General features: G+C 52.5%; 13 protein-coding genes. 6 read left to right on the top strand and 7 right to left on the bottom strand.

What is annotated here, in order from left to right:
- From J4685_RS07400 to J4685_RS07390, 3 genes are all read left to right on the top strand, one after another.
- Positions 1-231, top strand: a 231-nt coding sequence (locus tag J4685_RS07400; RefSeq protein ID WP_208202732.1) for a hypothetical protein, incomplete at its 5' end; no start/stop codon positions are given.
- 16 nt (positions 232-247) lie between these two features.
- Complete coding sequence (locus J4685_RS07395; protein WP_000985653.1) at positions 248-703, top strand: DUF4385 domain-containing protein; 456 nt, start codon at positions 248-250, stop codon at positions 701-703.
- Between the two features lie 103 nt (positions 704-806).
- Positions 807-2,108 (top strand): MFS transporter, encoded by a 1,302-nt coding sequence (locus J4685_RS07390; protein WP_000807814.1) that lies wholly within the window; start codon positions 807-809, stop codon positions 2,106-2,108.
- Here J4685_RS07390 and J4685_RS07385 read toward each other — a convergent pair.
- The 5 genes from J4685_RS07385 to trxC all read right to left on the bottom strand — a co-directional run bounded on the left by J4685_RS07385 (position 2,105) and on the right by trxC (position 7,829).
- Positions 2,105-2,428 carry a YfiM family lipoprotein gene (locus J4685_RS07385; RefSeq protein WP_001264469.1) on the bottom strand — a complete coding sequence of 108 codons (324 nt, stop codon included), beginning with the start codon at positions 2,426-2,428 and terminating at the stop codon, positions 2,105-2,107. The two genes, J4685_RS07390 and J4685_RS07385, sit on opposite strands and share 4 nt — an antisense overlap.
- A gap of 44 nt (positions 2,429-2,472) precedes the next feature.
- Entirely contained in the window at positions 2,473-3,828 is a 1,356-nt protein-coding gene (gene pssA, locus J4685_RS07380; protein ID WP_000949286.1) for a CDP-diacylglycerol--serine O-phosphatidyltransferase, read from the bottom strand.
- A gap of 114 nt (positions 3,829-3,942) precedes the next feature.
- Positions 3,943-6,603, bottom strand: coding sequence for a protein lysine acetyltransferase (gene pat, locus J4685_RS07375; protein WP_000082646.1), 2,661 nt, complete (start codon positions 6,601-6,603; stop codon positions 3,943-3,945).
- A gap of 53 nt (positions 6,604-6,656) precedes the next feature.
- Positions 6,657-7,337 carry a tRNA-uridine aminocarboxypropyltransferase gene (gene tapT / locus J4685_RS07370; protein WP_000183642.1) on the bottom strand — a complete coding sequence of 227 codons (681 nt, stop codon included), beginning with the start codon at positions 7,335-7,337 and terminating at the stop codon, positions 6,657-6,659.
- 72 nt (positions 7,338-7,409) lie between these two features.
- The gene (gene trxC, locus J4685_RS07365; RefSeq protein ID WP_001098732.1) at positions 7,410-7,829 is read right to left on the bottom strand and encodes a thioredoxin TrxC; all 420 of its coding nucleotides are present in this window, start codon (positions 7,827-7,829) and stop codon (positions 7,410-7,412) included.
- A gap of 203 nt (positions 7,830-8,032) precedes the next feature.
- Here trxC and J4685_RS07360 point away from each other — a divergent pair, with 203 nt between their 5' ends.
- Positions 8,033-9,070, top strand: a complete 1,038-nt coding sequence (locus J4685_RS07360) for a tRNA/rRNA methyltransferase (RefSeq protein WP_000997373.1) — start codon at positions 8,033-8,035, stop codon at positions 9,068-9,070.
- A gap of 115 nt (positions 9,071-9,185) precedes the next feature.
- Here J4685_RS07360 and ung read toward each other — a convergent pair whose 3' ends face one another.
- Positions 9,186-9,875: a uracil-DNA glycosylase gene (ung, locus tag J4685_RS07355; protein WP_000179978.1), complete on the bottom strand. Its 690-nt coding sequence runs from the start codon at positions 9,873-9,875 to the stop codon at positions 9,186-9,188.
- Positions 9,876-10,193: 318 nt separating this feature from the next.
- Between ung and grcA the strand changes: the two genes are divergently transcribed.
- Complete coding sequence (gene grcA, locus J4685_RS07350) at positions 10,194-10,577, top strand: autonomous glycyl radical cofactor GrcA (protein ID WP_000627811.1); 384 nt, start codon at positions 10,194-10,196, stop codon at positions 10,575-10,577.
- A gap of 61 nt (positions 10,578-10,638) precedes the next feature.
- Here grcA and eamB read toward each other — a convergent pair whose 3' ends face one another.
- Positions 10,639-11,226, bottom strand: a complete 588-nt coding sequence (eamB, locus tag J4685_RS07345; RefSeq protein ID WP_000188410.1) for a cysteine/O-acetylserine transporter — start codon at positions 11,224-11,226, stop codon at positions 10,639-10,641.
- 102 nt (positions 11,227-11,328) lie between these two features.
- Here eamB and J4685_RS07340 point away from each other — a divergent pair, with 102 nt between their 5' ends.
- A complete protein-coding gene (locus J4685_RS07340) occupies positions 11,329-12,228 on the top strand; it encodes a LysR family transcriptional regulator (RefSeq protein WP_024131532.1) in 900 nt (299 codons plus the stop codon).
- Positions 12,229-12,235: the final 7 nt, after the last annotated feature.

Below are 12,235 nucleotides of genomic sequence, written 5' to 3'. Positions count from 1 at the left end.
GTGAAGAAGCCCGTTCTGACGGACGGGCTTCTTTGCGTGTGTGGTAACTGTAAAAATGTAGGCCTGATAAGCGCAGCGCCATCAGGCAACCTGCACCGCCGGATGGCAGCTTCGCCTTATCCGGCCTACAGCAATTATCCCGCCTACGAAGCTGGTGCTCTTGTAGAACCGATAAGAGCACAACCCACCCAATCGTTAACGATGAACTATCCTTTACACGTGCTTATATAAGCAGTGAGGATTTTCATTGGCTATCAAACCTTTTAACTACCAGCAAGACTTTTCCAGCATTGACTTCCGCCAGCAGCCTGAATTGTATCAGGTTGGACGAGGAGAGCAGGGGGTGCTACTGGTTGAACCCTACAAAAGCGAAATTCTTCCTTTCTGGCGCTATAAAGATGAAGCATCGGCGATGAAATCCGCAGAACAGATCTACCAGTTGTTCGAAGCTTACCGGCAGCAGGATGATTTCGTTGGTATGGACATGGCGCGTAAATTTATTCAGATGGGATACACCCGCGCCAGGCGATACGCTAACTATAAAGGTGGTAAAAAGTATGCAGAAGACGGCAGCCTGAATACACGGGGTAATGATCCTATTAAGGCCGCGGCGGCAACGGTTTTCAAAGGTTGGTGGGATAAAATCCGTCAGGACGAAGACTATCTGAAACGGAAACGCCAGCATCAGGCACGGTGGGGATAAAAATTAGCAGACAAATAATTAACACTTTATTTACTTTTTAGTCTCGCGTAATCTGAATCTCCAAAATAAAAGGCCGATTAAGCCTGGCAACAAGGAGAACAGTATGGCAGAAATTATTCAGCGTATAGATAAAAACAACGCTGAGGCTCCGGAGATGCGGCGACGCATATGGGCTATCGTGGGGGCCTCTTCCGGAAACTTAGTGGAATGGTTTGATTTCTACGTCTACTCTTTCTGCTCGCTCTATTTTGCACATATCTTCTTTCCTTCTGGTAATACCACTACTCAGCTTTTGCAAACGGCAGGCGTCTTTGCCGCCGGTTTTTTAATGCGGCCTATCGGTGGTTGGCTGTTTGGACGCATTGCCGATCGACGCGGGCGCAAAGCCTCAATGTTGATTTCGGTGTGCATGATGTGCATGGGGTCGCTGGTGATTGCCTGCTTACCTGGTTACGATACCATCGGCACCTGGGCACCGGCGCTGCTACTTATTGCAAGGTTATTTCAGGGGCTCTCGGTAGGGGGAGAGTATGGGACCAGCGCGACATATATGAGTGAAGTTGCGCTTGAAGGTCGTAAGGGATTTTTCGCGTCGTTTCAGTACGTTACGCTTATCGGTGGCCAACTACTGGCATTGCTGGTCGTTGTGATTTTGCAGCAGGTTCTGGAGGATGCTGAGCTTCGTGCCTGGGGATGGCGTATTCCCTTTGCGCTGGGCGCCGTGCTGGCGGTTGTGGCGTTATGGCTACGTCGCCAGCTGGATGAAACCTCGAAGCATGAGACTCGCGCATTAAAAGAAGCCGGTTCGTTGAAAGGTTTGTGGCGTAATCGCAAAGCCTTTTTGATGGTGCTTGGTTTCACCGCGGCAGGCTCGCTGTGCTTTTATACCTTCACCACCTATATGCAGAAATATCTGGTAAATACAGCAGGTATGCATGCCAATGTCGCCAGCGGCATTATGACGGCTGCGCTGTGTGTTTTCATGTTGGTGCAGCCGTTATTCGGCGCGTTATCCGATAAGATTGGCAGGCGCACCTCTATGCTATGTTTTGGCGCGCTCGCGACGCTTTTCACCGTTCCAATTCTCTCCGCGTTGCAGAATGTGACGTCGCCTTATGCCGCATTTGCTTTAGTGATGTGCGCGCTATTGATTGTGAGTTTCTATACCTCGATTAGCGGGATCCTGAAAGCGGAGATGTTTCCGGCGCAGGTTCGCGCCCTGGGCGTCGGTTTATCTTACGCGGTAGCAAACGCGTTATTTGGCGGCTCAGCGGAATATGTTGCGCTGTCGCTAAAATCTGTCGGTATGGAGAGTTCGTTCTTCTGGTATGTTACCGCGATGGCCGTTCTGGCTTTCCTAGTTTCGCTGATGTTGCACCGTAAAGGAAAGGGCTTACGCCTTTAGTATCGCGCCATTTGCCAGATAGCGTAACCGGTTGTCGCGCCAGCGACATCCCAGACAAAATCTTTCCAGCTCCAGCCGCTGCCTTCCGGGCGGCTGTCCCAGAGTTCTTTTGAGACTCCGAGACTCAAAGAAAACATCAGCCCTATCGCTGCGCTGCGGTCAGGGCTTACTCCCTGGTGACGCGCATACTCATTACCGGCTGCCGATAGCATCGCTGATGCCATAAAATGCTGGGCTTTATCCTGACCGTTCCAGTGGTCGTTAGCCAGATGGCTGCACCCGGAGAGAAACAACACCGTAAAAGGAATCAACACGCGCACCAGTTCACTCCTAAGAGAAAACCCCGTACAGGACGGGGCTTCGATTACAGGATACGGCTAATTAATCTGTCGATGCGGATCCGGCGCAGGCGGCGAATCAATTTACGCACTTTTATCGGATAGTCGGCAATGCTCTGCAGGTCACGATAATGTTTTACGATGGTTGTGTGCGTTCGGATAAGTTCCAGCTCTTTTTCCCGCTGAGGGGCAAGCTCCTGCTTAGGATCGTGGATCAGAATGGCGTTTTCCAGATCCAGACGCCAGGCGCGGGGATTCAGATTGTTGCCGGTGAGTAGCATCCATTTATCATCTACCCACATCCCTTTCAGATGATAGGTATTGTCGTCATCTTTCCACAGACGCACCACAAGCTGATCGGTATTGACGTAATACTGTAAACGGCTCAGGAAGCGGCGCAGGTTAATCTCATAGAGATAGGGCAACGCGCCAATGATCTTGAACGGTTCATCTTCCGGAATGTAAAAATCATTCGCGGTTTTATCGCCAACTATGATTTCGACTTTCTTTCCGTCGCGCAGTAGCTGAATAATATTCCGCACCAGTACCGCTGGTAGATTGAAGTAAGGGGTACAAATGGTGAGCTTATGCTCCGCACAGGGCATGAGATGGAAAATGGTTTTGTTCAACAGACTGGACTTTCCAAGCCCGACCAGCGGCGTAACGGAGAGCTGCTCGTCATTAGCGTCACCCTGAAAATGATATGACGCATCACGCAGCTCCTGACGGTATAAGCGGATATCGTTTTTAATCTCCGGGCTTTTCGGGCGCTGGGTATTATCCAGACGATTCACACCACGGCCATTCATCAGATTTTGCGTCACCCAGTCAAACATGATGTCTGCCATTTGCCGATTGCGAATCAGCTGGTAGCGATCGTAGCGATATTTGTCATGCTGATGGAGATAGACATCGTTCAGGCTGGCGCCGCTGTACAGGACGCTATCATCAATGATAAAGCCTTTAAAATGCAGTACGCCAAGCGCTTCTCGCGTATTAATCGGTACGCCGTAAACCGGGACATCAATGCCGGGGTTTTCCTGCGCCAGTCGGCAATACCAGTCTGCATTGGTATTCGAGGCCGCTGCGCCAATGCGCCCGCGTTGCGCGCGATGCCAGTCGACCAGCACCCTCACGTCCAGTTCAGGACGCTGCCGTTTAGCCGCATAGAGCGCGTCGAGTATACCTTTACCCCCATCGTCCTGTTCCAGATACAGGGCAACGATACAAATACGCTGCGTCGCGCTGGCGATTTTCTCCAGCAGTGTCTCCCGAAAAGTAGCAGGAGTATAAAAGAAATCTACATCATCAACTGACTGAGAAATCTTAGGGAGTTGGGCAAGGTGTTGTTGATGTTTATTACGCTTAAATTTTGACAACATCACAGTGCATTTCTTCTCTGTTCATTGAAGGGTCCTCTGTGCTATGCAGACGACATAAGCGAGCAATAATAACATCAGTACCCGTTAAAGTGGTCAACATTTCCAGTACATTACTCACGATTCATCACATTTGGCCAGATTCAGCGTCAATCCCACGATGCCCTCTTCGAGCTGAATATCGACCTGAAATCCCAGTTTTCTGGCCAGCGCGACCATGCCGCGATTGTTCGGCATCGTAATACCGTTCAGCCGCTTCAATCCGTGATCGCGAGTATAGGCAATCAATTTCTCCATTAAACGGCGTCCTAAACCCAACCCTTTGAGATCTGAACGCACCAATACGGCAAACTCGGCATCTACGTTGTCAGGATCGGAGATCGCGCGCGTTACGCCGAGGATCTCTTCAGCGTTGTCCATCCGCCTCACGGCCACAAAGGCCATTTCTCGATCGTAGTCGATCTGCGTCATGTTGGCTAAATCTTCATGGGTGAATTCGTTGATCTCGCTGAAATAACGGTAGTAAAGATCCTCTTTGGTGACCTGTGCGATGAATTGTCGCAGCTGGGGCTCATCTTCCGGCAGGATCGGACGGAACAGGCAGCGATCGCCATTTTTCATCTCCACCCACTCTTCAAGCTGGTGGGGATAGGGGCGTACCGCAAGTCGACTTTCGTTATCGCCATCAAACGGGGCAATATCCAGCGTCACATCCAGCGCGGTAAACTCACTGGCGGAAGCCAGCAGCGGATGGATATCCAGACGCTGAATTTCCGGGCAGTCGACAATCAGGTTTGAAACCTGGACCAGCAATTGGCTTAAACCGACAATATCCAGCGGACGCAGCGCGCTGCGGGCGCGAATTTTCCGCTGTTTAATGCCCTGAATCACCAGATAGCGCGCCAGATTCATGTTGAGCGGCGGCAGCGCGACGACAGCCTGCTCTTCCGGACGCCACTCTACGCCGCCTTCACCCAACATAATCAAAGGACCAAACACCGGATCGTGCTCGACCACCACTCGAAGCTCCTGCGCGCCGGCGCGGTTAGCCATGCTTTGTACCAGCAAACCGTGAATCCGCGCCTGCGGCCAGGCCATCTTTACACGATCGAAAATGGCGTTCGCGGCCTGTTGTACCTCGCTTGCGGTCCGCAGGTAAAGCATGACCCCCTGAACTTCAGATTTATGCGGAATGTCGGGCGAGCGCAGCTTGAGAGCTACCGGATAGCCTATCTGTTCGGCGATATGCACCGCTTCAGCGCTGTCGCTGGCAATCCAGGTTGGGAGCGTGTGCAGCCCATAGGCGTGTAAAATCGGCTGTACTTCATGGGTATCCAGTGAGGTGGCGCCTTCCGCAATCGCCCGCTGTAACAGATTATGCGCCTCAGTGGTATTGGACGTCAGGTTACTCGGCAACGCTGGCGTTTCCCGCAGTTGCTTCTGGTTACGCCGGTATTCCACCATATGCATAAACGCGGTAATCGTGCCTTCCGGCGTGCGGTAGGTTGGTAATCCGGCTTCGCTGAATAGCCGTCTTGCCTCCTGAGACGAGAACTCGCCGCACCAGTTTGTCAGCAGCGTAACAAACTTGCCTCTGGGGTGGCGCTTAATCGTTTCGATCAGGGCATGGGCGCTTTCCGTACCCGGCGCGGCAGCGCTGGGAGAGTGGATAACCATAAGTGCGTCAAAATCCTGACTGGCGAGCAGGATATCCAGCGTTTTGACGTAATGTTCGCTGCTGGCGTCATCACACAGATCCAGCGGATTGGCAATATCAATGTGCGCGGGAAGCGCCTGCCGTAGTTGCAGGCAGGTCTCTTCGCTCAATGTCGCCAGCTTGCCGTTACGCGACCACAACTCATCTAACGCCAGCGCGGCAGGCGCGGCGCCATTGCTGATAATCATCAGTCTGTCGCCGCGTAGCGGACGCATATGGCTCAGTGTTTCGACGGCGGAAAAAAGCTCGTGCGTATCCTGGACTCGCAGCAGGCCTGCGCGCTGGATGGCCGCATCCCACGCAGGGTCCATTCCCGCGCTGGTATTAAGTAAACGCTGGGCTGCCGGGCTTCGGCCGCTTTTAATCACCAGAATCGGTTTGTTACGTGAAGCGCTACGGGCGGCGGAAACAAAACGGCGGGCGTCGCTTAACTGTTCCAGATAGAGCAAAATCGCGCTGGTCTTGCTATCGCGCGCCAGATAGTCCAGTAGTTCATCGACATCAATATCCAGGCTATCGCCCAGCGCGATAAAGTAGGAAAAGCCCATTTCACGCTGTTGCGCCCAGTCAAGAATGGTATTGGAAACGGCGGCAGACTGGGAAATAAAAGCGAGCTTGCCCTGTTTAATCGGGACGGGAGAAAAGCTGGCATTCAGCCCTTGCCACGGCGCGAGGAGCCCAAGACTGTTTGGACCCAGCAGACGCATTTTATAATGCCGGGCACAGGCAAGAAGTTCTTCATGTTGCGACGTGGGAGCAGAAAGGATAATGCACGTTTTACACCCTTTCGCGCCAAGCGCGTCCAGTAATGCCAGGTTACGGCTGGCGTTAGTGCATAAAATAGCCAGATCGGGGGTGAAAGGGAGACTGGCGATATCCGGCCAGGCCATGACGCCTAAAACAGCTTTCCAGGCGGGCGTCACGGGAAGGACGGGGCCATTGAATCCGCCCGCCAACAAGTTACGCATCATCAGGTAACCCGCGCGGTGGGGCTTCATTGATGCGCCAATCACCGCGATCGATTTTGGCCGCAGTAGCGCTTCCAGTCCTTGCTGGCTCATACCGGTTTCCCTTACACAGAAGTGACCGGATAATTTTAAACGCTTTCGCTATTTTATGCTGTGACGTTTCCCGGATGTTGCGTTTTTCCTGCCAGATAGCGCGTTTTGAAACGGGTAAAATGTTCACCTAAACTGGTTGCCGCCTCGGTATCTCCCGCCAGATCTAACAACGCTATCGCGACTTCGGCGGTACAATATTGCCCTTCGGCATGGATTTCACGCAGACGATAAGCTGAAAGACGCGATAAATCGACGGAAATGACCGGCAGATGATCCAGATAAGGGCTTTTACGAAACATTTTACGTGCTTCGGGCCAGGTGCCGTCCAGCATGATAAACAGCGGCGGTTTCCCGGCGGGCGGGGTGGAAATGACCTCGCGCGCTTCGCCGGCGTAGGACGCAGGAAAGACCACTATCGGCTGATAATCCGGATGCTGTACCAGCTCCAGCAACGCCTGCGGCGGCTCGGTACGCGACCACTGAAACGCCGCGGTATCCGGCAAAATATCGGCTATCAGCCGGCCGGTATTGCTGGGTTTCATCGGTTCAGTGTCAAACATGACCAGACAAAAACGGCTTTTCGCCTGAGAAGGCGTTAACGTATCACACAGGCAAGATTTTAGCGGCAGCAGGCAGCGTTGACAGCGGCGAACCCGATTGCCTCTGGCAAGAAAAGGGCGAGTAGCGCGCGCAAGCCGTTCGGCGCGTAACTGAAGGACAGCGTTATTGGTCATAGAAAGCGTTTGCGGAGAAAAACGCTATTGTGGCAGAGGTGAAAACGGGGCACAAGATGCGCCCCGTGGCGTTTACAGCGCTTCGTTCAGCCAGCTGTCGAAAGGCGCTTTAGGCACTGCGCCATTAAGCATATCGACCACTTGTCCATGTTTAAAAATCATAATCGTCGGGATGCTGCGAATACCGAAACGGGCGCTGAGTTCCCGTTCCGCCTCGGTATTCACTTTGACGAAACGGACTTTACCGCTGCGCTCTTCTGCGACATCCTCGAAGATTGGCGCAAAGTTACGGCAAGGGCCGCACCAGGGGGCCCAAAAGTCGATCACCACTGGAAGATCGTCCTTCAACAGTTTGTCCAGCGTTTCGCCGGTCGCATTAATGACTTCTCCGTCAAACAACTCATGACCGCAGCGTCCACATTTTGCCGCGTCCTGAAGCCGATCGTCGGGGATGCGGTTAATGGCCTGACAATGGGTACAAACGGTGTTCATAGCTAACCTCTGAATACGTCGGAAGACGTCCCGCTACGCGCGGGATGTTTCTATAATGTTACATATTATCGAGGAGTCTGTGCTAAACAACAATGTGTTTTATTCAATGAGTACAATAGTCGCAAGCTTTTAAACGAAATCATGGCTAACCGGATGCACATCGGGTAATCTTCGCGCTTCGCGCTGCGCTGGTGGAGAAAAGCATGAACGATGAATTAAAAAACAAAAGCGGCAAAGTCAAAGTGATGTATGTCCGTAGTGATGATGACTCTGATAAACGCACCCATAACCCGCGTACCGGGAAAGGGGGAGGCCGCCCAGCAAAGTCTCGCACTGACGGTGGACGTCGCCCCGCCCGTGATGAGCGAAATAATCAGAGCCGTGACCGTAAACATGAAACTTCGCCGTGGCGCACCGTGTCCCGCGCGCCAGGCGATGAAACGCCTGAGAAAGTCGATCATGGTGGTATTAGCGGTAAAAGTTTTATCGGCCCTGAAGTTTTGCGTCGCCAGCGTGCGGAAGAGACGCGCGTCTACGGCGAAAATGCCTGCCAGGCGCTATTCCAGAGCCGTCCTGACGCCATCGTGCGCGCATGGTTTATCCAAAGCGTAACGCCGCGTTTTAAAGAGGCGCTGCGCTGGATGGCGGCGAATCGTAAAGCCTACCATGTGGTGGATGGAGCCGAACTGGCAAAAGCTTCCGGGACTGAGCACCACGGTGGCGTGTGTTTCCTGATTAAAAAGCGTAACGGTACGACCGTTAAGCAATGGGTAAAGCAGGCGGCGGATCAAGACTGCGTGCTGGCGTTGGAAGATGTCGCTAACCCGCATAATCTGGGCGGCATGATGCGTAGCTGCGCGCACTTCGGCGTGAAGGGCGTGGTGGTACAGGATGCGGCGTTGCTGGAGTCCGGCGCGGCGATTCGTACTGCGGAAGGCGGGGCGGAGCATGTCCAGCCGATTACTGGTGAAAGCATTGTTGACGTACTGGATGATTTTCGTCAGGCGGGGTACACCGTGGTGACGACGTCCAGCGATCGCGGTCAGGCGCTCTTTAGTACGACCCTGCCGGAAAAGATGGTGCTGGTCTTAGGCCGTGAATATGACTACCTGCCGGAAGCGGCGCGCGAACCCGACGATCTGTGCGTGAAAATTAACGGCACCGGGAACGTGGAAAGCCTGAATGTGTCGGTTGCGACAGGCGTGCTGCTCGCCGAGTGGTGGCGACAGAATAAAGCGTAAGGGCTGCAGCCCGGTGACGCAACGCGCGCCGGGCCAATGATGTACTTCCTACCGCCCGGTCAGACAAGGCGCTTTCGCGCCGTTATCCGGGCGATAAAACGGCGAGCCGCCAACGTTATTCACTCTCAGCCGGTAATACTGGCGTCCAGTCGATAGTTTTCTCGCCGTGTTGTTCCAGCCATTGGTTCGTTAGCGCAAAATGGTTACAGCCAAAAAATCCGCGGTGCGCAGAGAGTGGCGAGGGATGCGGGGCTTTCAGAATATGGTGGCGCTGTGGATCAATAATCGCGCCTTTCTTCTGGGCGTGCGAGCCCCACAGCAGGAAGACAACCCCTTCGCGGTGTTGGTTAATCAGGCTTATCACTTTATCCGTAAAGGTTTCCCACCCCAGGCTGGCATGAGAGTGCGCCTGGCCTGCCCGTACCGTGAGCACCGTATTCAGTAACAGTACGCCCTGGCGTGCCCAGCTTTCCAGATAACCGTGCGCGGGGCGGACAAAGCCGGGAATGGAGGCTTCCAGCTCTTTGTACATATTCACTAATGACGGCGGGGGAGCGATCCCAGGACGCACGGAAAACGCCAGACCATGTGCCTGGCCGGGGCCGTGGTAAGGATCTTGTCCCAGGATCACCACCTTAACGTCGCCCAGTTCCGTGAAGCGAAAGGCGTTAAACACATCTTTTTGCGGCGGGTAGACCGTGATACCCGACTGACGCTCGCCAGCAACAGTGTGAAGCGTATTGATAAAGTAAGGTTGCTGTTTCTCATCAGCCAGCACATCGTGCCAGGTTAACTCAGTCGCCATCTCGCTCTCCTGCGAATTTCCAGTTCCCTTAGCTTAACTGCTTCTTTCTGCAGTGCAAAATCCTGCGTGCTACAAAAACGGTTACCTACAAAAGATAGTTGAAAATTTATGTAAAAAGTTTATAGGTCTGAATGGTGTAAGTTGATGTAAAACAATAAATTCCCTTCATTACCCTTTTTATGGTGTGGTTTTTATTGATTTAAATCAAAGAATGAAGGGTGATCGAAGGGTATATATACACTCAAGCAACAATGGTTTTACCAATTGGCCGGGATTAGGCCGACCGAAATCAAATAATTTTGCCTGGGGAGGCATCACATGATTACAGGTATCCAGATTACTAAAGCCGCTAATGACGACCTGCTGAATTCCTTCTGGCTGCTAGACAGCGAAAAAGGCGAAGCGCGCTGCATCGTTGCAAAATCCGGCTTTGCTGAAGATGAAGTTGTGGCTGTCAGCAAACTGGGCGAGATTGAATACCGTGAAATTCCGATGGAAGTTAAACCGGAAGTACGCGTTGAAGGCGGTCAGCATCTGAACGTTAACGTTCTGCGTCGTGAAACTCTGGAAGATGCGGTTAAGCATCCGGAAAAATACCCGCAGCTGACTATTCGTGTTTCTGGTTATGCGGTGCGTTTTAACTCCCTGACGCCGGAACAGCAGCGCGACGTTATCGCTCGTACCTTTACCGAAAGCCTGTAAGGCTTATCCGGTAATAACAAGCGGAAGAGGCCGGGCCTTTTCCGCTTTTGTTTTATTTGGGTCAGTAAAAAATCCGCACCGCGCAGTACACCAGCAGTAACGCCAGAATGATATTTAACTGGCGACCATAATGGCGAAAAGCCCGCTGAAACAGATGTCCCGCCAGCGCCCAACACACATTACCGAACGTGCCGATCAATGCCAGCAATATACTGACGCCGATGACCCAATTCAGCGCCTGCGTTTGCGGTAAGACAAATGTAGACAGAGCGGTAATGCCGTACAGAATAATTTTGACGTTCACAAACTGCAGGCCAAAGCTTACCCAAAAGCCAACCGGTTTTGGTCTGACCTTCTCATCCGCCGCTGGACTGGTGGCAATTTTCCATGCCAGCCACAGGATATACGCAGCCCCCACCCAACTGAGTAAATGAATGATTGCCGGATCGATAACCGCAAGGGAAAACGCGATCCCGGCGCACAGCAGCATAACGACCAAAAATCCCAGACTCATACCTGCCAGTACACGAATACTCTGCCGAAAACCATGTGCAGTTGCTGCGCTAAGCGCGAGAATATTGTTAGGGCCGGGGGTAAGGGCGGTGATTAATGTATAAGTCCAGAAAGCGCTTAAAAGCATCGGTGTCACTTGTCATCTCCTCTGTTTTAGCAGACAGTACCCGATATGAAATATTTAAAAAAATGAATGTTTTTTAATTCTGAATTCGGGATTTTCGATAGGTTGGTGGTTATGGATCTGCGTCGGTTTATTACGCTGAAAACGGTAGTGGAAGAGGGCTCGTTTCTGCGGGCTTCGCAAAAGCTGTGCTGCACTCAGTCGACGGTAACTTTTCATATTCAACAGCTTGAACGTGAGTTTTCCCTGCAACTGTTCGAGAAAATAGGGCGCCGAATGTGCCTGACCACTGAGGGGAAAAAGCTGATGCCGCATATCCATGAACTGACGCGTGTGATGGAGTCGATTCGTGAAGCCGCAAGACAGGATGCGGAACCCGGCGGAGAGCTGCGCGTGGCGACAGGTGAAACCTTACTGGCGTACAAAATGCCGCAGGTTTTACAACGTTTTAAGCTGCGAGCGCCGAATGTCAGATTGTCGCTACAATCGCTGAATTGCTATGTGATACGTGATGCGTTGCTGAATGACGAGGTCGATCTGGGCGTTTTTTATCGCGTAGGTAATGATGACGCGCTCACGATGCAGCAACTGGGGGAGCAGTCGCTGGCGCTGGTGGCCTCTCCACTGCTACAGAATGCTGATTTTACGCAGCCAGATCAGCATATCCCCTGTAGTTTCATCATCAATAAACCGCAATGTGTCTTCCGCCAGCTGTTTGAAAGTACGCTACGGCAGAGGCGGATTACGCTGGAGAACACCATTGAACTGTGGAGTATTGAAAGCATTAAACAGTGTGTGGCTGCTAACCTGGGCATCAGCTTTTTACCACGTTTTGCCGTTGAACGAGAACTTAGTACCGGTCAGTTGAAAGAGCTGCCGTTTGGCGCGCCGTCGCTATCGATCATGGCGCTGTGCGCCCATCATGCCGGGAAAGCGGTCAGCCCGGCAATGCAGATATTTATGCAGTGTATGGAGGCGTGTTTTACCGTGGAAGATAAAAAAATGCCGGGTTAACGAACCC

The sequence above is a fragment of the Salmonella sp. 32100201201700099SM genome (assembly GCF_017572645.1).
Classification (GTDB): Bacteria; Pseudomonadota; Gammaproteobacteria; order Enterobacterales; family Enterobacteriaceae; genus Salmonella; species Salmonella enterica.
Note: the sequence above shows the minus strand (reverse complement) of the source record. Positions and strands in the feature narration are given on the sequence as shown.

What these genes read in the sequence shown, in the direction of transcription:
- J4685_RS07390 (WP_000807814.1), top strand. Translation starts at nt 807, where the DNA reads ATGGCAGAAATTATTCAGCGTATAGATAAAAACAACGCTGAGGCTCCG.
- tapT (WP_000183642.1), bottom strand. Translation starts at nt 7,337, where the DNA reads ATGACCAATAACGCTGTCCTTCAGTTACGCGCCGAACGGCTTGCGCGC.
- grcA (WP_000627811.1), top strand. Translation starts at nt 10,194, where the DNA reads ATGATTACAGGTATCCAGATTACTAAAGCCGCTAATGACGACCTGCTG.
- pssA (WP_000949286.1), bottom strand. Translation starts at nt 3,828, where the DNA reads ATGTTGTCAAAATTTAAGCGTAATAAACATCAACAACACCTTGCCCAA.
- J4685_RS07360 (WP_000997373.1), top strand. Translation starts at nt 8,033, where the DNA reads ATGAACGATGAATTAAAAAACAAAAGCGGCAAAGTCAAAGTGATGTAT.
- ung (WP_000179978.1), bottom strand. Translation starts at nt 9,875, where the DNA reads ATGGCGACTGAGTTAACCTGGCACGATGTGCTGGCTGATGAGAAACAG.
- trxC (WP_001098732.1), bottom strand. Translation starts at nt 7,829, where the DNA reads ATGAACACCGTTTGTACCCATTGTCAGGCCATTAACCGCATCCCCGAC.
- pat (WP_000082646.1), bottom strand. Translation starts at nt 6,603, where the DNA reads ATGAGCCAGCAAGGACTGGAAGCGCTACTGCGGCCAAAATCGATCGCG.
- J4685_RS07340 (WP_024131532.1), top strand. Translation starts at nt 11,329, where the DNA reads ATGGATCTGCGTCGGTTTATTACGCTGAAAACGGTAGTGGAAGAGGGC.